Origin of the sequence: Clostridium sp., assembly GCF_036660475.1 — a bacterium.
Classification (GTDB): Bacteria; Bacillota; Clostridia; order Clostridiales; family Clostridiaceae; genus Clostridium_J.
Window position 1 is genome coordinate 171,213 of sequence record NZ_JAVXAO010000001.1, and the last position, 25,745, is coordinate 196,957.

Annotated in this window: 20 protein-coding genes; 6 read left to right on the forward strand and 14 right to left on the reverse strand. The window is 30.5% G+C overall.

What is annotated here, in order from left to right; translation table 11 throughout:
- Positions 1–102 precede the first annotated feature (102 nt).
- The gene (locus tag RSA29_RS00715) at positions 103–963 is read right to left on the reverse strand and encodes a YjjW family glycine radical enzyme activase (protein ID WP_346941814.1); all 861 of its coding nucleotides are present in this window, start codon (positions 961–963) and stop codon (positions 103–105) included.
- Between the two features lie 128 nt (positions 964–1,091).
- Positions 1,092–2,591 (reverse strand): YjjI family glycine radical enzyme, encoded by a 1,500-nt coding sequence (locus RSA29_RS00720; protein ID WP_346941813.1) that lies wholly within the window; start codon positions 2,589–2,591, stop codon positions 1,092–1,094.
- A 531-nt stretch (positions 2,592–3,122) separates the two neighbouring features.
- Between RSA29_RS00720 and RSA29_RS00725 the strand changes: the two genes are divergently transcribed.
- Entirely contained in the window at positions 3,123–3,617 is a 495-nt protein-coding gene (locus RSA29_RS00725; RefSeq protein ID WP_346941812.1) for a metallophosphoesterase family protein, read from the forward strand.
- A 114-nt stretch (positions 3,618–3,731) separates the two neighbouring features.
- Here RSA29_RS00725 and RSA29_RS00730 read toward each other — a convergent pair whose 3' ends face one another.
- The 8 genes from RSA29_RS00730 to RSA29_RS00765 all read right to left on the reverse strand — a co-directional run bounded on the left by RSA29_RS00730 (position 3,732) and on the right by RSA29_RS00765 (position 12,878).
- A complete protein-coding gene (locus RSA29_RS00730; protein WP_346941811.1) occupies positions 3,732–4,712 on the reverse strand; it encodes a biotin--[acetyl-CoA-carboxylase] ligase in 981 nt (326 codons plus the stop codon).
- A gap of 28 nt (positions 4,713–4,740) precedes the next feature.
- Complete coding sequence (locus RSA29_RS00735) at positions 4,741–5,406, reverse strand: HDIG domain-containing metalloprotein (RefSeq protein WP_346941810.1); 666 nt, start codon at positions 5,404–5,406, stop codon at positions 4,741–4,743.
- Positions 5,407–5,573: 167 nt separating this feature from the next.
- Positions 5,574–7,040: a VanW family protein gene (locus tag RSA29_RS00740; RefSeq protein WP_346941809.1), complete on the reverse strand. Its 1,467-nt coding sequence runs from the start codon at positions 7,038–7,040 to the stop codon at positions 5,574–5,576.
- Positions 7,041–7,241: 201 nt separating this feature from the next.
- Positions 7,242–8,624: a VanW family protein gene (locus RSA29_RS00745; protein ID WP_346941808.1), complete on the reverse strand. Its 1,383-nt coding sequence runs from the start codon at positions 8,622–8,624 to the stop codon at positions 7,242–7,244.
- Positions 8,625–8,871: 247 nt separating this feature from the next.
- Complete coding sequence (locus RSA29_RS00750) at positions 8,872–10,050, reverse strand: acetyl-CoA C-acetyltransferase (RefSeq protein ID WP_346941807.1); 1,179 nt, start codon at positions 10,048–10,050, stop codon at positions 8,872–8,874.
- A 381-nt stretch (positions 10,051–10,431) separates the two neighbouring features.
- Positions 10,432–11,790 (reverse strand): sigma 54-interacting transcriptional regulator, encoded by a 1,359-nt coding sequence (locus RSA29_RS00755; protein ID WP_346941806.1) that lies wholly within the window; start codon positions 11,788–11,790, stop codon positions 10,432–10,434.
- Positions 11,791–11,907: 117 nt separating this feature from the next.
- Complete coding sequence (locus tag RSA29_RS00760; protein ID WP_346941959.1) at positions 11,908–12,411, reverse strand: Gx transporter family protein; 504 nt, start codon at positions 12,409–12,411, stop codon at positions 11,908–11,910.
- Between the two features lie 74 nt (positions 12,412–12,485).
- The gene (locus RSA29_RS00765) at positions 12,486–12,878 is read right to left on the reverse strand and encodes a NusG domain II-containing protein (protein WP_346941805.1); all 393 of its coding nucleotides are present in this window, start codon (positions 12,876–12,878) and stop codon (positions 12,486–12,488) included.
- A 339-nt stretch (positions 12,879–13,217) separates the two neighbouring features.
- On the opposite strand from RSA29_RS00765, the gene RSA29_RS00770 reads away from it, so the two are divergent.
- The 3 genes from RSA29_RS00770 to RSA29_RS00780 all read left to right on the forward strand — a co-directional run bounded on the left by RSA29_RS00770 (position 13,218) and on the right by RSA29_RS00780 (position 15,823).
- A complete protein-coding gene (locus RSA29_RS00770) occupies positions 13,218–13,664 on the forward strand; it encodes an FMN-binding protein (RefSeq protein ID WP_346932300.1) in 447 nt (148 codons plus the stop codon).
- Positions 13,665–14,063: 399 nt separating this feature from the next.
- Entirely contained in the window at positions 14,064–14,513 is a 450-nt protein-coding gene (locus RSA29_RS00775; protein ID WP_346941804.1) for an FMN-binding protein, read from the forward strand.
- Positions 14,514–14,785: 272 nt separating this feature from the next.
- Positions 14,786–15,823, forward strand: a complete 1,038-nt coding sequence (locus RSA29_RS00780; RefSeq protein ID WP_346941803.1) for an FAD:protein FMN transferase — start codon at positions 14,786–14,788, stop codon at positions 15,821–15,823.
- Positions 15,824–15,951: 128 nt separating this feature from the next.
- On the opposite strand, the gene RSA29_RS00785 is transcribed toward RSA29_RS00780, so the two are convergent.
- Positions 15,952–18,852, reverse strand: a complete 2,901-nt coding sequence (locus tag RSA29_RS00785; RefSeq protein WP_346941802.1) for a hypothetical protein — start codon at positions 18,850–18,852, stop codon at positions 15,952–15,954.
- 777 nt (positions 18,853–19,629) lie between these two features.
- Here RSA29_RS00785 and cysK point away from each other — a divergent pair.
- Together cysK and epsC are read left to right on the forward strand one after the other, a co-directional pair.
- Positions 19,630–20,562, forward strand: a complete 933-nt coding sequence (gene cysK / locus RSA29_RS00790; RefSeq protein WP_346941801.1) for a cysteine synthase A — start codon at positions 19,630–19,632, stop codon at positions 20,560–20,562.
- Positions 20,555–21,085: a serine O-acetyltransferase EpsC gene (gene epsC, locus RSA29_RS00795; protein WP_346941800.1), complete on the forward strand. Its 531-nt coding sequence runs from the start codon at positions 20,555–20,557 to the stop codon at positions 21,083–21,085. The genes cysK and epsC overlap by 8 nt, the downstream gene beginning before the upstream one ends.
- Before the next feature lie 97 nt (positions 21,086–21,182).
- On the opposite strand, the gene RSA29_RS00800 is transcribed toward epsC, so the two are convergent.
- From RSA29_RS00800 to RSA29_RS00810, 3 genes are all read right to left on the reverse strand, one after another.
- Positions 21,183–21,734: an XRE family transcriptional regulator gene (locus RSA29_RS00800; RefSeq protein WP_346941799.1), complete on the reverse strand. Its 552-nt coding sequence runs from the start codon at positions 21,732–21,734 to the stop codon at positions 21,183–21,185.
- Between the two features lie 438 nt (positions 21,735–22,172).
- A complete protein-coding gene (yjeM, locus tag RSA29_RS00805) occupies positions 22,173–23,702 on the reverse strand; it encodes a glutamate/gamma-aminobutyrate family transporter YjeM (protein ID WP_346941798.1) in 1,530 nt (509 codons plus the stop codon).
- Positions 23,703–23,870: 168 nt separating this feature from the next.
- Positions 23,871–25,643, reverse strand: coding sequence for an aminopeptidase P family protein (locus RSA29_RS00810; RefSeq protein WP_346941797.1), 1,773 nt, complete (start codon positions 25,641–25,643; stop codon positions 23,871–23,873).
- Positions 25,644–25,745: the final 102 nt, after the last annotated feature.

Consider the following 25,745-nt stretch of genomic DNA (forward strand, 5'->3'; position numbering starts at 1 on the left):
TCAATTTAAAACATAATCATTTTCAAGGTAGTCCTTTTAAACTTATTTGATATTAATTTCCACTACATTTCATCAACTTTTTTTACTTGACTTTTCTGTATTTTAAACAATAATTGTATTTTCGCAGCCATTTTTCCTAACAATGGCTTCAAGCTCCTTCATGTATTCATTAGTAGGTACACTAGTCTCTAATAAATTTTTTCTAACTCCCATGGGTCTATACTTAATAAGCTTATATATAATATTAGGGTTTACTTCTGCAAGTAGTTTACTTCCCATATCTACCGTATATCTATTATCAAGCACTCCTGGAACTACAACAGTTCTGATTTCATATATTTTATCCATTTTTCCTAATTGTCTTATATTTTCTATAACTACTTCATTTGAAATTCCTGTAAGCTTTTTATTTTCTTCTGATTTATATGATTTTAAATCTATCATAGTTTTATCTGTTACTGCTAAAAGTTCTTCATCCTTGTATAACTCCATAGATCCATTGGTATCTATAAATGTAGTAAGTCCTAGCTTTTTAACCTCTGTAAATAACTCCACTAAAAAATCCCTTTGAAGTGTACATTCTCCACCCGAAACGGTTATTCCTGATATGAAAAACTTCACTTTCTCTATCTTCTTAATTAACTCACTAGCAGTTATCTTTGTTATTTTAGGGCTACTATTTTTTTTGCATTCTGCAACGCAGCAATCACAGTTAACACATTTATCAATATCATATTCTACTATTCCATCTATCATTTGAAGTGCCCCAACTTCACATACGGGAATGCACTCACCACAGTTAATGCATCTATTTATAGTCTCTGGATTATGGCAGTAAAGGCAGTTATAGTTACATCCTTGAAGGAATATTGCCATTCTATTACCTTCTCCATCTACATTACTGAACGGTATTATCTTGTTTATAAATCCTATAGTTTCCGCCATCTTTCCCACTCCAGTCATCAAGTAATTTTTAATAATACATAAGCCACTCCAATACTACATTCACTTGATGATGTTGTATTAGAGCGGCTATAGGTCTCCATGAGTTCATATCATGGCTTTAATTATCTAATCTTATTCACAGTAACCTATTTATCACTTTCTCTTAACTTTCTTTCAAGAATCTTAGCGTTTTTAACCGCTCCATAGCCTAGCGCTACTGTATCTTGAAGTACTTGTTCTCCTCTTTCTAAAGCTTCTATATCAGAACGCTTTACAAGGTATCCTGTAATTCTTATAACGTCGCAATCATCACAGTATAATGAGAAATATCTCATGTTAAGTGCAAACGCTCCCTTGATTATATCTAAGATTGATTTTGGATTATTTTTAGCCATTTCATCAAACTTGAATATATCGCCTATTCCTGATGGGAAGTATTTGTGGAATACAGCACTTTGTACTAGATGATCTTGTATTGCTGGTTCTTCTCCTATTGGAATTCTACATCCTGGACTTGATCCAAAATCAGTTTCGATTCCAACTTGAGCATGAAGTAAGAATTTATTATCTGCAACTTCACAGTATTTGTTTTCATGATCATTAACTATATCATACATAGTGCTGATTATAGTTTCACCAAGTTCATTAGCTCTTTCACTATGTCCAAATCTTTCTTTTTCCTCTGTAGCTCCTAGTAATGTATTTACACACTCCGCAAGGCCAACTAGTCCAAACATTGCTGTAAATCTATCTCTAGATATTAATCCTTCTCTTACAAGGAAGCTTGATTCAAAGAAATTACTTTCTTCTACTATAAAATTAACTCTCTTGTCCATATAGTCAAGAGTTGCTTCCATTGCCTCTGGTAATACCTTTTCAAAGAAGTGCTCTTGGTTATAAGCCATATTTGCCAGCTTTGAAAGTACCATTCTAACCAAAGTATAACTTCCTCCACCTATGTGAAGCCCATTATAACAACTTGCTATTCCATACTTTTCGCCTAGTTCTGCACTAAACATATCATGATTTGCAAAGCTTGGTTTTGCACAAGAAAGTCCAGTTTTAATCGCTTCAATCGCAAATTCATCGCTAGTATCTTTTGAATATTTTAAAGTTATATTTGGAGTAGCATTTTGAAGCTCTCTCTCTACTTCTAAAATAATTCTACCTGCTTTTGTAGCTAATGGTCCAATATTTGCATGACAGAAGGAATCTGTTATTGTTCTATCTATGTGTTTAAGGAAGAATTTTATTGCCTGGTATGCTTCCTTTTCATCTTCTATATAAGGCTCTAAAAGAGTGTCTATATTTCCTATATATACTGGGAATGACGTAATTGATGGTACATGCTTATATAATATAAGTAAGTTATTTACCGCATCCCATATATCTGTTGCAGGAGCTAATTTTAAAAACTCACTTCCATTTTTCATAAATACATCATAGTCTGGCACAATATATCTTGGTCTATAAGGTGCTTCACCTTCGCAAAGGTCGCATATAACACCTGCATTTTGATACATTTTAGTTTTGTTTGACTTATTTAAAACATCTAAACTATTCTCTGCTTCTCTAGCTAAATTTACTACCTTCATCTCATAAGTTAATGTTTTGTTTTTTATAATATCCATAACATTATTTTTCATATAAACCACTCCTATCGCCAATTAGTGTTAATTAAACATTCATATGTAAATGTCCCATTACAATGTGCTACTATTCGCATTTTTCTTTATATAATCAAACCACATTCTAAACACTTGTTTAGATTATATATGATTTCTTTACAAAATCTATCTTTACTATATTATACAACATGATAACTGATTTTTCTACCACTAATGAATAATTATTATTGATTAGTTTGATTTTTTCGAATTATATATAAACTAAAATCAAAATCATAATTTTAACATCTTAAATCACTACATTAAAATCATTCTACTTAAGTATAATTTTTCTGTTACCATCTAGCAATTTCATCTATTTAGCATATAATAACTACTAAGATGTAAGTTTATTTGCTAAATATACAAAATTTTTGATAACAAGTATTAAACATGTTAAAACTAGTACTATAACAACATAATAATTATTATATTTCTCATACTGCATTAAGTGTATTGTATAAGTAATATATAACCACAAAATAACACTTACCTAAAGGAGGTCCCCTTGTGAAAATAGGTATTATTTCAGATACTCATCTAAGTAAACATCTCTCAAAGTTAGACAATTTCTTAGATAACCATCTAAAAGGTGTAGATTTAATAATACACGCTGGTGATTATACTTCTACTAACGTTATAGATACCATTAAGCGTCGCACTAAATTTATTGGCGTTTATGGCAATAATGATAATTCTTCCATAAAAAAACTTACTTCCCAAACATATATTTTAATTCTAGAAGGATACAAAATCGGAATTTGCCATGGTGATGGTTGCAAAAGTCAGACCATTGATAATGTAACTGAAACTTTTAAAAATAAAAAATTAGATATTATTATATATGGACATAGTCATAAACCCTGTATCTTTACTAAAGGAAAAACACTTTTTTTAAATCCAGGCTCTTGCACTAATAAACGACGTGAACCTATGTTTTCATATATCATTTTAGATTTAAATGAAAATTGCCCCATCTCTACCTCTATGCACTTCTTTAGTTAACTACTTCTAATCTTTTAAATTTCCCCTTTATAAAAAGAGTATTTCAAAACAGCTATACTATCCACTACTTTGAAATACTCTTTTACCTATAATCTAAGCCTAGACTCTCTATTTTTACACATATCCATAAATCCCTCTTACAGACACTTCTCCCGATAATACCTTATGAATGGTGCCATCAGTATGCTCTACAATTAATTCACCGTCTTCATCAATATCTATAGCCCTACATAGGGTTTCATTTGGTCCATTTATCACTCTTACCTCTTTACTTAAAAGGATAGAGCCCTTTCTACAGATATCTATTACACTTTCAATATTTCCATTTGATTTAAACTCTTCATAGAATTTTTCTATGTTATTAAGTATTTTAGCAACTAATAACTTTCTATCAACTTTACATCCTGCATATTTTCTAAGAGATGTAGCTTTTTCTAATAATTCTTCTGGAAACTCTTCTGTGTTCACATTTATACCAATACCCATTACTATATAATTTACTCTTTCTATTTCCGCATTCATCTCTGTGAGTATTCCACATACCTTTTTACCATCTATAACAATATCATTAGGCCACTTTATACCTGGATTAAACCCCATATCTTTCAAAGCCTCATATACTGCTGCTGCTCCTATCAATGTAGTTCTTGGAGCCAATATAGGTGATATATCTGGTGTCAATGCCACGGACATCCATATACCTGTGGATTTTGGAGAAACCCAATTTCTGCCGAGCCTACCTTTTCCGCTTGTTTGCTCTTCAGCCACTATAACCAATCCCTCTACCAAATTTTTCCCACATTCTTTTCTACATTGAATGTTAGTAGAGTCAACAGTATCATGATGAATGAAACTTCTTCCAACGTACTTTGTCCTTAGTTCACCTTCAATTTCCTCATAGGTAATAATATCTGGACTACCCGATAATTTATATCCCTTATTTGATACTGAATCTATTTCATAGCCTAATTCTTTCAGACTTTTAATATGCTTCCATATGCCTGCCCTTGTAATACCAACTTCTTCGCTAATTCTCTCCCCTGAAATATATTCTTCTTCACTATTTCTTAGTATATTTAATATCTTCTTTTTCATGTACCCCTACCTTTAAGCTTTCATTATTTTATTTCTTTGGCATATTATATATCTCTGCCATTCTTTCCCTTTGCTTTATATAATTGTTACACTTTTTCAAGAAAATTTCAATGTTTGCTTCCTCTTTTTTTACTTCTTCTGCACTTTTGGGTCCCCTTCCAAGCCTATCACAGATACCAAGGAGTCCAATATCTTCTACACATCCACTACCTACAACCCTATTTATATCCGCAAATTCATTATTTTTTACTATAAATAATATCTGCATATGCAACCTTACTAAATGTAGTACATAGTTATAAAACTCTAAATCTTCATTAAGATCTAAATAAGTTAAAAATTCCTCCGTCATTTTTGCCCCTACTTTATCGTGATCGTATGACGTAATCCAACCTCTTTTAACATTTGTAGTTGTAAGCTTCCCTATATCATGTAATAATGCAGCCCACATAAAAGCTTTTGGATTCCTACTCTTATTTCTTATTTTTGCCGCCTCATCAATAACCTGCATTGTATGATTCCATACATTCCCCTCAGGATGATACTTTAGATTTTGGTCTATTCCCTTTAACTTTAATATTTCATCATAAGGATACTTATTAGGATAAGTATTTGTTTCAACCAAATTATTAAAGTATATGGACGGCTTTTCATCTTCAATTAAATGCTTACTAAATTCCTCAGTATAATTCATATTTATACTCCCTTCAAAATTAGACTTCCTTCTATGTATATAATATTATTATTTACTAAAAATCGTTTACTATTATGATAAATTTAATTCAAATAAAAAGTCTAACCCATTTTTATCTAGGTTAGACTTTAATTCCCTATAATTCAAATTCGTTATTACTTAACCCGTTATCCTACCGGTTTTTCAGCTGGCTTTTCAGCTGGTTTTTCAACCGGAGGCTTTGTTCCTTTTTTTATTATTCTCGTTGATGGTTTATAAGTATCATTATTCATTAATTCTCTCGATACTTCTACTCCATTTTGATATGTCACCTTATACGCTCTAACTTTAGAACCTTGTGATCCCGCTTGCTCTACAACTTCTTTTCCAAGTTCTAGCGTTGGCTCATCTTTATATTTTATAGGGGCTGGTGTTGTTTCATAAACTTCAAATGGGAAGCTATAAGTTTTCCCTGCATTTACACTTGAGTGTGAATATATATTAATTGATACTTTTCCTGATCCTGCATACCCCTCAATATATATTGGATGCTCATAGTTATTAGTAAACACATAATCTATAAATCCATAGGCAATAGTTGCATCTAACCCTGGATCAACATAACCTACAGGCATACTGTGATTTAATCTTTGATCTGGAGTTATTCCAGCCCTAAGTACTGCATTATGAAGTGTTGATGAAACCTGGCAAATTCCACCACCATATCCAACCTCAAGTTTGTCACCTACATATACTCCACCTGGTTTATATCCCTTGTCTGGCGTAGTATCTCCTACTATAGTATTAAAACTAAATTTATCACCTGGCATTAAAAGTATACCATTTAAAGTTCTAGCACCTAACTGAATATTAATATTTCTATTTTCATCAGCTGTGCCATAACTAGTAGTGAACGTAGATATTTGGGTATTAATAGCTGCTAACTCTTCCTTCGTTCTATCTGGAACATCATCTTGAATAATTGCATTAACTTCTAAATTACCTTCTTTACTTTCTTTTACTTTAGCGTTTATATCGTCAATCAACGCTTGTACATCCAATGTTTTGCCAACAATATCATCCGTTACAGTAAATCCTGATCCAGATTTTGATATTGTAGCATCTTTCTTTTTAATATTGATTTCACTTTCCATAGTAGCTGCCATAGTGTTTATAATTTCATCATTATAAGTAAAAGTCATTTGTAATTCCTTACTTTCTGGCTTTCTTATAGCATTGAATTTATCAACATAGCCTAATTCTCTATTATATTCAAATGCACTGTTAACAGTATCTTGTATATTATACTCAACCTTTAAATCTGAGTAATTTATAGTATATACCTTGTCTCCAGCCTTAATATTAACAACTCGGTCTCCAATGGTTTCTTGGTGCTTCTCTGTTAATATCTTTACAGCCTCTTCCTTAGTTTTTGATCCCATATCTATACCTTCAACAATTACACCAGGCATAATGATTGATTCATATCTCGATACTGTGGTATAAATGTATGTAGTCACACCAACAAAAACTAAAATAACTATAGTTATTATGGAAGAAACTGCTATGATTTTAGCCTTTTTATTAGATTTTTTTAAATCTTTATTAGTAGAAATATTAGTGTTATCTCCACTATTATTTAGGTTTGGATCCATAGTGACCTTCCTTTCATATCATAAATTTAAAAATAAATTCTTCATATGAATTATATCATATTTCTGTTCTATTTTCATTTATAATATTATTACAACTTTCTTACATAAAAATTTACCATAAGAATTTCATACTTTTCTTTTATTGTTAAATATTAACATAAGCTTGTTGCATTATCAATAGCTCACTAAATTAAATTTTTATCAATAATTTCTTCTGACAATTTTACTTACAGGTTCATAAGAATCATCATAAATTAAATCTTCCTTTATTCTCTTATCATCTTCAAAATATATTCTATATACTTTTACCTTATACCCCTCTGCTCCTTGTTTTTCAATAAATTCTTCCCCTTCTTCAAGTTTAATATCCCTCTTATATGTGACTTCATAAGGTATTTTTTCATACACCTTAGATACTATGTCATATTTCTTGCCTATCAACTCATTATAAGAATAAACGCTAAAAGTTAATTTTCCCGACTCCACCTCTGAATCAATATATATTGGATAAGACAGTGTATTTTTAAATTTATAATCTATCTTATCATAGTAAATAGTTGCATCTTCACCTATAGGAACATATGACACTGGTATAGAATGAGGAGTCCTATCTATGGGTAGTATCCCAGCTCTTAAAACTGCATTATGCAGCGTTGTAGAAACCTGGCAAATACCACCCCCAACTTCTGATTTTATTTCATTCCCTATTATTACTGGTGCCTCTCCATAGCCTTTTTCTTCTGTAGTATCTCCAACTAATTTATTAAAACTATACTCATCCCCAACCATCAAAAGCACACCACTAGCTACCTCTGCTGCTCGCTTAATATTTTCAGCTCTTGAATCCTCATTAAAATTTGTACTATAGGATGCTATTATAGTGTTAATCCTACTTAAATCATCAGGTTTTATACTAGGCTCAGTAGTTTTTACAGGTAACTCCAGCATTACATTTCCCTTATTATTCTCTGTATTATCTCTAATTGTAGCCTCTACTAACCCAAGCAACTCAGCCTTGTCTATTTCTTCTTTAAACTTTCCACCACTAACCATTAGTTTTCCATTTACTTTGGTAAGCGTTGCATTTTCACTTTCTTTGCTCAGTGTTTTATCTATATCTTCTAGGACTAAATTAACAGTCTCTGGATTATATGTATACTTCACTTGCAGATTTTTTTCAACTGGATTTTTTATTAATTTATATTGACTTATAAGCGATAAATTTTTTCCATAATTAACTGCTTCATTTATCACTTCCTCAGAATTGTTTTCTATTTGCAAATCTTTATAATAAATGTTGTAGTCTTTATCCTTTACCTTTATATTAATATCATTATTCATAATTTCATTTGACCTTTCGACTATGGCTCCTAGCGCCTCCTTCTTCCCTTTTCCACCTACATAAATATCTTCTATGTACACCTCTGGGTATATAATTCCATCGTAAGCTTGAACCACCCTTTTCATATATCCATAATATGTGATGGTATATACAATAATAAATGTTATTACTAATAATACTATAAGCATAATCACGTTTTTGTTATCTGTTTTCCTTCTTTTTTGCTTTCTCCCTTTTCTCATAACAAAATCCCTCCCTTATTGTATTTCAATTAGCTTATGTAGTATTTCATTTAATATTCTGCACAACAAAAAAATCAGCTCATTAATTTTAATGAACTGATTTTTATGAATTTATACAAAAGTTTTTAGTTATTTTCCACCAACCAAATTAGAGATTTATCTCTCGCTTCGCTCGAGAGGACACTCCTTCTCACCTTCGTTCGAATGAGTAAGTTCGAGGGGCAAAATCGGAGATTTTGACTCTCACTTATCTTTCTATTACTATTGCTATTCCTTGTCCGCCACCTATGCATAGTGTTGCAAGACCTGTTTTGTTATCTCTTTTAATCATTTCGTGAATAAGAGTTGTTAATATTCTAGCTCCTGATGCTCCAACTGGATGACCAATTGCTATTGCTCCACCATTAACGTTAACTTTATTTGTGTCTAATTTCAAATCTTTAACTACTGCAAGTGATTGTGCCGCAAAAGCTTCATTTGCTTCTACTAAATCTATATCTTCAACTGTTAATTCAGCTTTAGATAATGCTTTTCTTGTAGCTTCATATGGTCCATATCCCATTATTTGTGGATCTAATCCTGCTGATGCATATGATTTTATAGTTGCAAGGTATTTAATTCCTAGTGCTTCTGCTTTTTCTTTAGCCATAACTATAAACATAGCAGCTCCATCATTTATTCCTGATGCGTTACCCGCAGTAACTGTTCCACCTTTTTTAAATGCTGGCTTAAGCTTTCCTAATTTTTCAATAGTTGAACCAAATTTAGGGAACTCATCTGTATCAAATATAACTGGCTCACCTTTTCTTTGTGGAATTTCAACTGGAACTATTTCATCTTTGAATCTTCCTTCTTTTACTGCTTTCTCTGCTTTTAATTGGCTGTTTAAAGCGAACTCATCTTGCATTTCTCTTGTAAGTTCCCATTTCTCAGCTATGTTCTCTGCTGTAACTCCCATGTGATAATCATTAAATGCGTCCCATAGGCCATCTTTAATCATTGTATCAACTATAGCTCCATCACCCATTCTTTGTCCCCATCTTGTAGTTGGTAACACATATGGAGCATTACTCATGCTTTCTGTTCCACCACAAAGTATTACATCTGCATCTCCTGATTTTATTGATTGTGCAGCTAAAGTCACTGCTTTTATTCCAGAACCACAAACTTTATTTATACTAATAGCTGAAGATTCTTCTGATAATCCAGCTTTTAACGCTACTTGTCTTCCAACGTTTTGACCAAGACCTGCACTTAAAACATTTCCTATTATAGCCTCTTCAATAATTGCTGCATCTATTCCAGCTCTTTTTATTGCTTCCTTTGCTGCTACAGCACCAATTTCTGCAGCTGATAATTTAGATAAACTTCCTCCGAATGAACCTACTGCTGTTCTAACAGCACTTACAATAACAACTTCTCTCATTTTAATTTCCACCTTTTCTCTTAAATTTTTTTCATAGATTTATAAATAGTTACACTTTATGCAACATAAAAATTTATGTCATTTGTACTTTCACTATATTATATAGCAATTACCGTGCCAACTTTTGCAACCCTTATAAATACAGGATTATACACAATCCCCTCTTCTATTCACGTCAACTACAGTTTACACTTACTCTTTTGAAAAATCTTTGTTAATCATATAACATTGCCGTTAAATTAATAACTCAGCCTAGTGCCAAGGCTTACAGATTTTTTTATTTCTTTTTATTACGTTACTTCACTAAATTCTTACTTTAATTCCACTAACCAAACAACACATGTAAACTTAGTTTACATGTGTTGTTTAGTTTACACTTTTTTATACCTCAATATCAAATCTTTTTAACTTCTTATATAACCCTTGTCTACTTATACCCAAAACTTTAGATGTTTCATTTTTATTTCCATTAAATTTTTTTAAAGTATCTATAATAACATGTTTTTCTATTTCATCTACAATATCTTTTAGAGGTTTATTTTCATAAGCCACATCATTTCTTTTACACTTCAATATTTTTGCAGGTAAGTGTTTGGGAAGAATTCTAAGTTCAGTATTTAGCAAATTTATAGCCCGTTCAATACAATTCTCTAACTCCCTAACATTTCCTGGCCAGTTATAGCTTTTAAGATACTCCAAAGCCTCAACCGCTATTCCTTCACTATATATTCCATATTTATTACACAACTTTACTCTTAAAGTTTCTGCTAGAACTTCTATATCCTCTCTTCGTTCTCTAAGCGATGGTAGTTTTATATGCATTACATTAAGTCTATAATATAAATCCTCTCTAAACTTTTTTTCTTCCGTAAGTCTTAATAATTCTTTATTTGTTACTGCAATTACTCTAACATTAATTTTTTTCACATCATTACTACCAACTCTTACTATTTCTCTCTCCTGAAGTACCCTAAGCAACTTAACTTGCATGAATAGAGGCATATCCCCAATCTCATCTAGTAGAATAGTACCACCATCTGCTAGTTCAAATTTCCCCTTCATACCAGTTTTTTTTGCCCCTGTAAATGCGCCCTCTTCATAACCAAACATTTCTGACTCAAATAACTCCGGTGGAATAGCACCACAGTTTATTTTTACGAATGGCTTTCTCGCTCTTCTACTACTATTATGTATAGCTTGTGCAAACAACTCTTTTCCCGTTCCACTTTCTCCTGTAATCAGTATTGATGAATCCCCTTTAGCAATTTGCTCTGCAAATTTTGCTACTGATAAGAATGATTCACTACTACCAATGAGTTTATCAAAAGTATATCTAGCTTTATTTCCTTCTGTTAACTCATTTTTGTAAAACTGAACCTCTTTTTCAAGGTCTGATATTTTACTACTAAGGATTTTAAAACTATCTATATCTTTGAACATAACTCTACCTATAGCACCTCTACTTTCCCCGTCAATTATTATGGGTAACCGCATAGAGATCATCTTATGTTCCTTCACTTCCTGTATATCTCCAACTTCCCTATTTCCCATTCTAGCTGTAACATGAAGTTTAGTGTTTGGTATGATTTTTGTAACATGTATCCCTTCCGGGTTCTCACACCCTAAAAATTCTTTATATCCCTCAGTCATCATTGTAATAATTCCATCTTTATCAACTACTACAATAAATTCATTTAAACTATTTAATGCTAAATTAAGTATCTTTTCATCAATTTTCACAAACCACACCTCCTAACAAAATCTTACTATATACTTATCCTTAATTCTATTCATCATTTCATATTACTATTGTATTCTAAATAGATTTTAAATTTTTATACCCTCTCAGTTTTCAGTTCAAATCCACTGTCCATTCGCTCCAAATATTTTCTTCAAATGTAATACTGCAAAATTTCCCGTGATTCCAACAAAAACCCCTGTTCCAATTCCAGCTATACTCATTATAGGCAGGTATAACATAACTCCTATAGTCTTTACTATAAGTGATGCAGCAATAAGTTGTCCCATATTATGAAATACCGCTCCTACACAACTAACTCCAACTATACTTATTTTATCTTTTCCAATCTTTTTTATAAATATCATAAATATAAAACTTAAAATCCCACCTGATAAGCTATATATAAGACGTGAAATACTTCCTCCAAACATTACAGATAGTAATATTCTTAAAAACAATACTAAAAATGCTTCATTATAACTTAAAGTGTATAATGCAATTACTGTAATAACATTTGCAAGGCCTAGTTTTGCACCTGGTGTTATAAATGGCACGGGTATCATCCCCTCAAATATATGCAAAACTAATGACATTGCTACAAGAAGGGATATGTATATCATCTTTCTAATTTTATTACTTATATCTTTATTACTTATATCTTTATTACTTATTACTTTATTATTCATATGTCACCTCACCGAGAAATTATGTCCGTTTCACTATCATCATTACTATGTCCAACAATTTCAATAACTAATTTATTAGGAAGACATACTATTCGCTCTCCGATTTTATCTGTAAATCCTACACTCTTACATATTTCATCCCTACAATTTGATTCAACAATCGCTATTTTCCCATCTCTTACAACAACTTTATTAAATCCATAATCAGATTCAAATATAACCTCCATATCTTGGTGACCCTTTAATTCAAATCTTTCTTTTTCTTCACCATTAATAGAAATAACAGCAAAAGTTTCACCTTCATAATTTTTTTGATATCTTGAAATTATAACGTATGGTACAAAAGATATAATAAGTAATATAACAATTATCACTATATCTGCTTTTTTCATTATTTTCATATGCCATCCCACTCTTTTGTATTATTGAATTAAAATATATTAATTTTAATCTCACCCTATTATTATATCAATATCTTAGTATAAATTAAAACAAAAGTTCATTCTAGTAATACATTTCCAATTAACCTTAAACCTTAATTTTTCATAATCTCTAATTCAAAACATTTCACTTCATAAGTTTGATAAATATATAACGCTATTCAGAAATTCATTAACGTTTAATGTAGTATTTATAACTTTTTACATGTAAACGTATTTACTAAACTACAAAAGTACTGTATAATAAAATTAAGTGATAGAATTTTCACATAATTTGATTAATTTTAGGGGGACTTTACAATGAATAAAAAAGTTATATCCTTATTAGGAGCAGTTGTATTAACTGCAGGAATGCTAGTAGGCTGTGGTTCAAAAGGGATGAAAGACGGAAGTTACAATGCAGAGTTCGATAAATTTGATGATCATGGATGGAAAGGTCAGGTTTCAATTACAGTGGCTAATGGTAAAATTACTAAATCCACCTTCGATTACGTAAATGAATCTGGAAAGTTTAAAAGTAAAGATGAAGGTTATCAGGAAAAAATGGTTAAAGTTTGTAGCATAGGTCCTGTTGAATTCTCTGCTCAATATGCTGAAGCACTTATAGAAAAACAAACTCCATCAACTGTTGATACTATTACTGGTGCAACGACTTCTGGAGATGACTTTAAAATATTAGCTGACGCAGCAATACAATATGCTAACGATGGAAAAACTGAAACTGCAGTAGTTAAGGCAGCTAAGTAATAATAAATATATATAAGGCAATACTTTAGTATCTTCTAAAGTATTGCCTTTTTTATTCCCTTTTTCCACTTTACCCTCACCATTAAAATAACAAGTTATATTTTTGACAAACATATAATATATTCATACCATATTATTCTACATTCATATTATTTAAATGAAATAATATGAATGTAGAAACTTAAATATTTTTCACCACATTTGATATATTTTTGTATTTATTTCAATATTTTGAATTATTTTGTTCGCAATCATTAAAAAGATAGATATTTTTTTAACAATTTTCTTTAAAACTATTTACTCACAAAGATATTTATTATATACTAAGCACATCGATAAGTGCAAATTATTTTAATATTAATTATATTAATCAAGCAATTTTGAGGGGGACTTTAACAAATGAAAAAGAAAACTATAACTTTATTATTATCAGTCGTTTTAACCGCAGGAATGTTAGTTGGATGTGGTAGCTCAAAAGGAATGAAAGATGGAAGCTATAATGCTGAATTTGATACCTTTGACGATCATAATTGGAAAGCTCAAGTTTCAATTAAAGTTTCTGATGGTAAAATTACCGAATCTACTTTCGATTATATAAATCAAGATGGAAATTTCAAAAGCAAGGATGCAGGATACCAAGATAAAATGACTAAAGTTGCTGGAATAGGTCCTGTAGAATTTTCTGCTCAGTACCCACAAGCGTTAGTAGAAAAACAAGATCCAACAACCGTTGATGTTATAACTGGTGCAACCAGTTCTGGCGCAGATTTTAAAGCATTAGCTGATGCAGCAATACAATATGCTAATAGTGGAAAAACTGAAACTGCAGTAGTTAAGGCAGCAAAGTAATAACTTAAAAATTAAATATATATTTATATTAAGACTTTAGGATTTTCCTAAGGTCTTATCTTTATATTAATCATTATTTAAAATATTAAATCTAATATTTTTAATAATTATCTTCAAACTACAATATTAGTATATTATAATGTTATAGATAAATATAAGTTATAACATCTAGCTTTTAAACAAGTATTCCTATATTTCTAATACTTGTTTATTATTAGTTATGTTATGACTACACATTTCTACTAAATTTACATAAATATAAGGAGACTATTATGAAATCTTTTAAAAAAATTTCTGTACTTCTAGTTTTAGTTTTAATAATTATTGTAGGCGTTGGTTGTTCAAAACCAAGTTTACCCAATAGTCCAATTAGTAAAACTGAACTTCTTTTAGGTACTGTTTGTACCATTACACTTTATGATAATTCTGATGTTGCTGTTATTGATAAAGCCTTCACTAGATTGAAAGAACTTGAGGATATTTTAAGTATAAATAAAATGGACACTGAGTTAGATAACGTTAATAATATGTCTGGAATCGCTCCAGTTAAAGTCAGCGATGACACCTTAAAAGTAGTGTCAAAAGGATTAGAGTATTCTAAACTTTCTAACGGCGCCCTTGACATTACCATAGGTCCTCTAGTTAAACTTTGGGGCATTGGAACTGATGATGCTAAACTCCCTTTTCAAAGTGAAATAGATTCCAAAAAAGCATTAGTTGATTACAATTTAATCGACATTGATGAATCTAATCAAACCATCTTTCTCAAAACCGCTGGTATGGTTATAGATTTAGGTGCTATTGCAAAAGGTTATGCCGCTGATGAAGTCACTGAAATTTTGAAGGATAGTGGTGTTTCTAGTGGAATCGTTGATTTAGGCGGGAATATCTTTGTAATTGGGAAAAAAGCAAACAATACCCCTTGGAATGTAGGTATTCAAAACCCTGAAAAATCTGGCGATGACACTATAGGCTTTATAACTACCTCTAACAAATCAGTTGTTACTTCAGGTATATATGAAAGATTCTTTGAGTTTGAAGGAAAAAATTATCATCATATATTAAATCCTGAAACTGGATTCCCTTATGATAATGAAGTTCTTGGTGTATCCATAGTATCTGATACATCCATCGACGGTGACTCTCTTTCAACTACACTATTCGCCTTAGGCGTTGATAAAGGATTAGCCCTTATCGAATCTCTAAATGGAGTTGATGCTATATTTATAACCAAGGATCATAAATTACATATGACTTCTGGATTTAAAGATATATTTACTTTAACTAATAATGATTTCAAAATTGAATAATTTATATTATTTTTACACTCATATTTATCGTAAAACTTATAATTTTAATTTTTATTATATGTTAAGATTAAATAATTTAAGGCCTCAGAATTGCAATTTTACAATTCTGAGGCCTTATTAAACTATCTTTATTCTAATTGATAACATTTATTTTTGCTATATACTATACTATGCTCTACTTGTTTTGTATATTTTGCTACCTCTACCTTAATGAAATTCATTATAGTTTCAATTTCTTCATTTTTTATCATTTTTTCACTATGTTCAGCATCTATATTTTTGATTATATTTTTAACCATAGATTTGTCTAATTCAACCTCTGATATAGCACTTTCAAATAGTTTTTCAACTTCACATTGTAACTTATTTGATACCTCTTCTAAATGTTGCTTTATATTATCACTAAGTGCTCCACTTATATTCTCTTTATTATCCATAACTTGATTTTTTATCTTAACTCTAGAATTTCCAGCCTTCTCTTCTGATTTTAAGAACATCCCCTTAATACCCTCAGTTATAGAAACTAGAAACTTATCATTTGGAATTACTTCTACTTCATAATTAATATTTTTCAAGAATCCATCATAGTGCTCTAAAAAAGTCTTCATTAATTCTTCAAGAGGCTTTAAATATATCTCCTTCATTTTACTACTAAACTCTGAATGTACAGACACTATGCCACTTCTATTTTTATCTATCTTTGCTATACTTTCTTTATGGTAACCATATAAATTAGCGTATTTTGCTATATATACTTCAAATTGTTCTAGCATCAAATCGTATATATTTTTCTTGCACCATCTAGTAATTTTTTCACCAAATATTTTTTCTGCCTCAGCCTTAAGTATTGAAATATCCTCTAAGTTATCAATTGAATCTATGTTTTTTTCTATTAAATCAGGAATTACACTTTCTATTTTAGCATCTGCATACTCCCCTAAAAATTCAATATCACCTTTAATCTTTGAGATAAACTCATTATAATTAGTGTTAATTTCATCCTGAATGTTTTCATATTCCTCTAAACAATCTTTAAGAGTTTGACTTGTTTCTTTATATACAGTTTTATTAAATGTAATATCATCTGATATTATATTTAGTGCTCCCTTAACCACTTCCGTAAAATCTTTAAACTTGGAAGCCATTACTTCTTTTGCGCTCTCACCCATGATAATTTCTAAAATAGTTGTAGAATTTTGTTCTTCCTTAAAGTCCTCTAAATCTATAACTTTAATTTCATTTTCATATCCTAGTAGATTCTCTACTACCATTTTATTATAACTTAATATTTCTTCATTGTAGTTATCACACTTTCTATTGATAACTATAATTACTTCTGTACACTTACTAATTTCAAATATGTGCTTAAGGTATGTAATATCAATGTCTCTTAATTCTTTGTGTCCATCAACTACAATAATATTTTTATCAGCAATATTAGCATGGCTAGATTTATCATAAGTAATAATGCATCTATTTATATCTTTAAATAAATTTTTCTTTATTATTACATCGTAGCTGTAATTTTTCTTTATACTTTCATTTAAAAACAATTCCTCATTACTTATAAATACTAACTCTTTATCTTCTCTAAAAATATTACCTCCAATAATTTTATTTAAGATATCTTCCATAGCCTTGTTTTGTATGGCATTTATTCCAACAATTATTTTCTTACTATTATTTCTAGCCATATCACTAGGATTCAGCTTAGATTCCACTCCATATTTTTCGCAAAGATTTGCTACATTTTTATATAAATATGACCAAGGATATTCCTTCAATTCATATTTATTCCCTTTAATATTATTGCTACATATCTCTTCACACTCAACTACATACTTTTGAATATCCTTGTCTATATTACAAATTTCAATTATGGAAGCTAATTTAGTAGCACTTTCTAATCCTAGCTCATAATCTTTATTCTGTAATGCTGTATTCATAAGATAGAAAACAAAGTCAAATTCATATTTCCTTAGAAATATTTCATTATACTTACGAATTCTTATATCTTCATATATTTCATCAAGCACCATTATAGCCTGGGAACAATTCGAAAAATCATTACGCTTATAATTAATTTTCTTAAATGCACCACCTAAATAGTCTAACAGTTTTATTACAGCGGCTTCATCTGCTCTAATATTTTTATATAGAGTTAATGATATATTGCTCCACTTTACAACTTTCAAATCCTCAATCAATATCCCACAAAATTCTATAACCCTATCTACACATTCTATAGTTAAATTTTCTGAAACTCTACAAATAGTATTTATGGCATTTATCCAATAATTTATATCATTCTTATTGTACTGATCTATTGCAATATCTAATGCATTGTAATAATCCTTAGACACAGTTAGATAGTCTACAACATCCATATTGATATTTTTATAGTTTGGCAGTATTTTCATTATGCTTCTTGCCGCAACATTAGCCTTCTCTACAATGTTTAATTCTTTACATACTCTATATATTGAGTAATGTTTTTGTAAATATAAAAGTTCCTCTTCTCCAAGCATACTTTCATAAAGTTCTAATGCTACCTCAATCTCAACCATATCGCCAAGATTTTTTCTAGCCCACATTAACATTTCAAATAAAGCTACTCCATTTTTATCTTTTACTTCCTCTGTTTGAAATTTATTTCCTACCTTTAGAAATTCTTCAATAGTATCTATAACCTTAGTAAAGTATTCCTTAGATAACTCTAAATCATTTCCTAAATAATATATTTCTCCCAAAGAGAAATAGGCCACCACTAAATTTCTAAAGTCACTATACTCCATGTTAGCTACAACTTTATAATCTAACTTTTCAATTACTTTCAAAAAATAATTTTGACTTTCTTTCTCCTCAATATCTGCATTATATATATTTTTTAAGCTCCACTTATAATATCTTTTAATCACTAAACATGGTTCACAACTAATATCACTGTGGCTCATATCTAAATAAAAATTTAATTTATCTATATTATTTTCACATTGCTCTACAAACTTAATTTGTTTATCTAATGACAATTTATTCACCCTTTCGTTTTTAACCTATAAATTTTAGTATTTTTTTATATAACTATATATAATTTTATCATAATAAATTATTAATATAAATAAACTTTATATTAAGACATATGTTGGAATTGTTTCCGCTCACCTATAAAACCCTACAATGCTATGAGGTTTATTATACTACAATTTACTAATTAGTATATACTAACATATAGTCTAATAACCCTTTCTGAAAAATGAAATTTTAATCTGTATAAATTATTTAATTTTAGGGTTTACAAATTTGATTTTTGTTATATACTATATTATATAGTATTCAGAGTATAATAGTATGATTTAAATGCGATGATGAAGGAGAGTAACATAAATATAAGTTACAGAGAGGAAATGTTGGTGAGAATTTTCCACTGAAGATTTATGCGAAGTGCCCTTTTGAGTTAAAACTTGAAGTTAGACACCTTGAACTGAATAACAAGTTAAATATGTGAAGAATATCTTGAAGTTATACAAGGAAGCTGGTTCCGCAGATGGTAGCACCATCTAAGGGTTCTGCTAACACAGTATAATACAAAATAGTCGAGCATACTGACTTATTTATTTTTCCAAGATCTTATAGTAGAGTTTTTCAGGTTGGCCTGTTATAGCCATAGAGTATATTAGTACTCGAAATTAAGGTGAGATATTTTTATATCTAATTAGGGTGGGACCGCGAAGTTAAGCTTCGTCTCTATAAATGAGATGGGCTTTTTTTTATTGTTTTTTTTACTATATTTTACGAGGAGGTATATTATGATATACGATAATTTATTACAAATGATAGGGAATACACCTATACTAAAACTAAACAGCATCACTGACGACACCATGTCAACTATATATGTTAAGCTTGAAAAATATAATCCTGGCGGTAGCGTTAAAGATAGAGCTGCATTAAATATGATAGAATCTGCCGAAAAAAATGGAATGTTAAAACCCGGCGGTGTAATCATTGAACCTACAAGTGGTAACACTGGTATAGCCTTAGCTATAATAGGAAAATTAAAAGGATATAAAGTTATTATTATTATGCCAGATACTATGACTATAGAAAGACGAAATCTTATGAAATTATACGGCGCTGATTTAATATTAACAGATGGGAAAAAGGGTATGTCTGGAGCAATTGAAAAAGCAAATGAATTGGTATCTAAAAACCCTTCATACTTTTTCCCTAATCAATTTTCTAATCTAGATAATATAAATGCCCATTATGAAAATACCGCTGTTGAAATCCTTGCGGATTTGCCTAATTTAGATGGATTTGTTTCAGGTATAGGCACTAGTGGAACTATAATTGGAGTTGGTAAGAAGCTTAAGGAAACCATTCCTAATATAATTATTAATGGTGTAGAACCTGAGTCTTCACCTGTTATATCAAAAGGTGTAAGTGGCCCCCATAAAATACAAGGTATAGGTGCCGGCTTTGTTCCAGATATATATTTGGAAAATATTGTGGATAAAATAACTACTGTTAAAGACGAAGATGCATTTAATACAAGTCTAACAGTCAGTACTAAGGAAGGTTTATTTCTAGGGCCATCTTCTGGAGCTGCAATATTTGCTGCTATTAGCCTCTCAAAAATATTAGGTCCTAATAAAAATATTCTTGTAATGGCTCCAGATGGAGGCGAAAAATACCTTTCTATGGATTATATTAACAATGTAGGTTCTTCAAATGATTAAATCTTTAATATTAAATATCAAGAAAAAGGACCCTGCTATAAAAAGCACCTTTGAAGTTTTCCTTTATCCTTGTGTATATGCACTATTGTTTCATTATTTCTCATCATTTTTATATGAACACGAGCTCTATTTTTTAGCTAGGCTACTTTCTCAAGTCAGTCGTGGATTTACAGGAATAGAAATCCATCCTGGTGCCAATATTGGTGAAAATTTATTTATTGACCATGGCATGGGTGTTGTAATTGGGGAAACAGCATCAATAGGTGACGATGTAACAATATATCACGGTGTTACCTTAGGTGGTGTAGGCTACGATAAAAATGGTAGGAGACATCCATCGGTAGGCAATAATGTAACCATTGGTGCTGGTGCAAAATTACTTGGTCCTATAACCATTGGTAACAATGTTAAAATTGGTGCAAACTCTGTGGTTCTACACTCTATTCCTGATAATTCCACAGCTGTAGGTTCTCCTGCAAAAGTCGTAGTTAAATCTAAATCCAATTCATTTTATCAAATATAATAGAAAGAAACCTAAGGTTAACATTCCACCTTAGGTTTCCTTATATTATATAACATAATAGTTTACTGCATGCCACTCTTATAATCTAGTGATTCATTTAATCCTGGACACTAATAGTTAGAATTTTACACACTTTATTTGTATAGTTTGCATAATTGTGATTAACTGTAGATTTAAAATGCGCTGAATCCCCTGGATAAAGACATTGACTTTCATCATTTATAAATAATGTAATAATTCCTTCTAATACATATATAAACTCTTCACCACCATGGTGATAAGTGCTAAGTGGTTCGTTTATTTCACAAGGTAATATTTCAATTAATCTAGGTAAAAGTTTCTTATCCTCATGATTATTTGACAATATATAATTTATGTATATTGAATTGTCTATCTTATATACATCTCTCTCATAACTCTTTTGCACAAACCGCTCTCTTCGTTTTGTTGTTGATAATAAAAAATATGACAATTCTACCTCTAATGCATCAGCTATATTAAGTAGCGAGTCTGTAGCTATACTTGTAAGACCTCTCTCAAGCTGTGACAAAAATCCAGTAGAAAGTGATGTCTTTTCACTAAGCTCTTTTAATGTCATTTTTTTATTTGTTCTAAGTTCTTTAATTTTACTCCCAATAATTTTATTCAATAGTTCCACCTCTTTGTATTATTCTCTTTATATTATTAATATTATTACTCAATATCTTATAAATGTCTAGTAATCTTTTAAAGTTGACTGAATATTTTAAAAACTTTATCAGAACTCATTTTAAAACTCCATTTAACAAATCTTACTTTATTCCCCTTTATACTCACCTAATGAAACATCCAAAATCATCATAACTGCTGATATAGGCTCTACAATTCCAGATACTTGTCCATACATGAAACTTTTAATTCTAGACATTCCTTCTCTTCTAAATTTGAACTAACATTCTTTTTTATGGTAATTTAAACCTGCCACTTTTTAGTATATCATGTGAATTAATAAAATCAAAGGATAACCTTATTAACGTTATCCTTTGATTTTACCCTTCATCTCTTCTAAATTCTAATACTTAATTATGATTTATATACTTAAATAAGTTTATCTATTTTTCTTTTTAGGACTTTTACCCATTTTCTCATACCTATAAAACAATATTAATGCAAGGAGAGAGAAAAATATTGGACCAGCTATACTCCAAACAGTTTTAGCTATATCCCCACCTATTGCTGGTTCTATAATCGAAAATACATTGGCAAATCCAATAGTTATAATTACTATTAAAGTAATAATTATAGTAATTGTTTTATTCTTAAAAACTACAAAAGGTTTTGGTATATTATCTTTCATTTTGAAAGATATAAATGCCCCGGCTAAAAACATATATGGAATGGTCATTGCCACATTTGTCATTGCAACAAGTATCGCAAAGAATTCTTCCATGGCATCACCGCCGAAAGATACAAGTAGGATTATTATAATTACTATAATTGCTTGAATTGTCATAGCATTCATAGGCATACCATTTTTCATTGTGGCAATCTTATTTGGAAATAATCCTTTTGGTGATCCTGCTATTAGCTGTTTAAGTGGAGCATATGTCATAGTGAAAAATGCTCCTGTAAGGGCAAGCAACATTGATAATCCAACAAATCTAGCTATCCAATTCCCTATTTGAATACATACAGCTTCAGATCCTCCAAATGCTGCTCCTAGTTGAAATCCTAAGTTATTCATCATAAGATATCCTACATTACCCATGTGTACAATGTCACCATACTTACCATTTGCACCTAGAATGGCATCCCAATTTGTAAATACTCCTGTACAAAATAGTCCAACTGCATATCCAACAGCTATAACTATTGCAGATATTGTGATTCCCTTAGGAAAATTTTTCTCTGGCTCCTCCGTTTGGTCTACTAATCCTCCAACAACCTCTATCCCTCCAAATGCAAAGATTGCAAAAACTAAGAAAGAAAATATAGATATTGTACTTTGATATGCTGGGTTAGGTGAAGTAAAAAACGATGCGGTATTTACTATAGGTTGTGCTAACTGCCCACCATTTCCTATCAAAATTGCTATTGCGCCTATAATTAATACTATATTAAGTGCTGCAACCGCTGTACCGCCTATTGATGTTATTTTTTTGATTTTTTCTATTCCTTTTGTTGAAATATATGTAACAAATATAATCCAAAGTACGCCTAATATACCTAATGTTTTAGTCGCACTAAGGCCAAATAGTTTCCAAGTATTTGTCATATCAGTTCCATATATAGCATTAGATAACGGAACCCATATACCTGATGATACATTTACCATCCATATTACTGCTGATGCATACCACATAAAAGTTCCTACAAATGCATATTTAGCATTCACAGATTTCTCCATCCATGAATATATTCCTCCTGTTTCATTCTTAAATGCAGCTCCATATTCAGCCATCATAAAAGCAAATGGAATAAAGAAAAGTATTGCGGATCCAATGAAAAATGGTATAGATCCATATCCCATTAAATAAAATGACCTTGGCATATTATTAAATCCATACACCGATGTGAAAATCATTAAAATTAATGCTGTAAGCGATAACTTTTGTGTGCTATCATTCTTTGATGACATTGTTTTTCCTCCTTTACATAACTAATTTATACTCTATTACATGTACATTGTTAAATTAGTTACCTATTCTTAATATATTGTTTCACTATAGGTGATAATTATGTAAAAAAAATAAGAAACTATAAATAACACTTTATAGCTTCTCATTTTTATATAGATTTAATTTATCTAGATTGATTTAGTCACATTCTTAAGCCATTCAGCTTCCTCTTTATTTAAATGAGGGCTTAATTTGTTAAATACCTCACTATGGTAGTTATTTAACCATTGTTTTTCCTCTTCATTAAGCAGTTCTACCTTAATTGCATCTAGTTCATATGGGCATACCGTTAACTCTTTAAAACTTAGGAACTTACCAAAATCAGTTTCGCTATGTGGCTGAACAGCTATAAGATTTTCAATTCTTACCCCATGCTTCCCTGATCTATAGATACCTGGCTCATTAGATAAAACCATACCTTCTTCTAAATTTACAGGGTTTAACTCTCTTCTAATTCCCTGAGGTCCTTCATGTACGTTTAATAAATAACCAACTCCATGTCCTGTACCATGTTTATAATCTAATCCATTGCTCCAAAGCGCTCTTCTTGCTAATATATCAAGACTGCATCCCGGAGTTCCCTCTAGAAATATTGCATTACCAAGGTTTAAGTGACCTTTAAGAACCAATGTATAATCTGTTTTTTCTTCTTCCGTTAACTCTCCTAAAGCTAAAGTTCTAGTTATATCCGTAGTTCCATCTAAATACTGTGCTCCTGAATCTACTAAGAATAATCCTTTTGCTTCTAATTTTGAATTTGTTTCTTCTGAAGCTTTATAGTGAATTATAGCTCCATGAGGACCGTAGCCCGCAATGGTACTAAAGCTTATATCTATAAAATCTGCTCCCTCAGCCCTAAAGCTTCTAAGCTTTTCTGAAGCTGACATCTCTGATATTTCTTCCTTGCCAATTCTTTCTTTAACCCACTTTATAAATTTAACTACAGCTACTCCATCTTTAATATGAGCTGCTTCTATATTTTCAAGCTCAACTGGATTTTTTCTTGCCTTTAAATCTGTAGTAATATTTCTTTTCTCTATAACTTTTATTGATGAATTTATAGCTTCTTTAAGCCAACCATTAGTTTTAGCTCCATCATAAGTAATACTTCCCTGTATTTTTCTCAAATCTTCTACAATTTTATTATAGTCCTCTATTTGTATTGAATTATTCTCTAAGAATTTTTCAACTTCACTACTTACTTTTTCCTTATCTACATACAATGTATAACGGTGATCATTAATCAAGAAATAACTCAAAAATACTGGATTACAATCTACGTCACTACCTCTCAAATTTAAAAGCCAAGCTATATCGTCTAACGAAGCTAATAATAAATTGTTTGCATGACATTTTTTCATTTCTACTTTAACTAAATCAAGCTTTGCTGCAACAGTTTTACCTGTATATTTCTCATCATGGATGAAAATTTTGCCCTTTGGCATAGCTGGTCTATCAGTCCAAATCACTTCAAAAATGTCTTCCTGTGATTTTATCTTAATATTCTTTTCCTTCAACGTCTCCTGTAGTCCGTTAATTTCAGAAACTGTAAGAACCTTCCCATTAAAACTGACGATTCCACCCTCTTTTACATTATCTAAAATCCATTCTGTGTAATTCTTAACCCCTGGCTCTCCCATACGTTCTAACACATATTCTGTACCTTTAATTTGCTGCTCGCCTTGCAAAAAATATCTTCCATCTGTCCATAAGTGAGCCTCATTTTCAGTTATAACTATAGTTCCCGCTGAACCCGTAAACCCTGATATCCATTGTCTTACTCTAAAATATTCACTAACATACTCACTTCCATGATTATCAGAGCTTGGAATAATGAATGCATCTATGTTTTTTTCCTTCATTATGCTTCTTAGACTTTCAATTCTTTTATTAATACTCATACTAATCGCCCCTTAAAATAATTTTATATAATACTACTCATCAGTATTATATTTTACACCACTATATTTATATTAATATTCTATATGAAAATTTTATCCCTA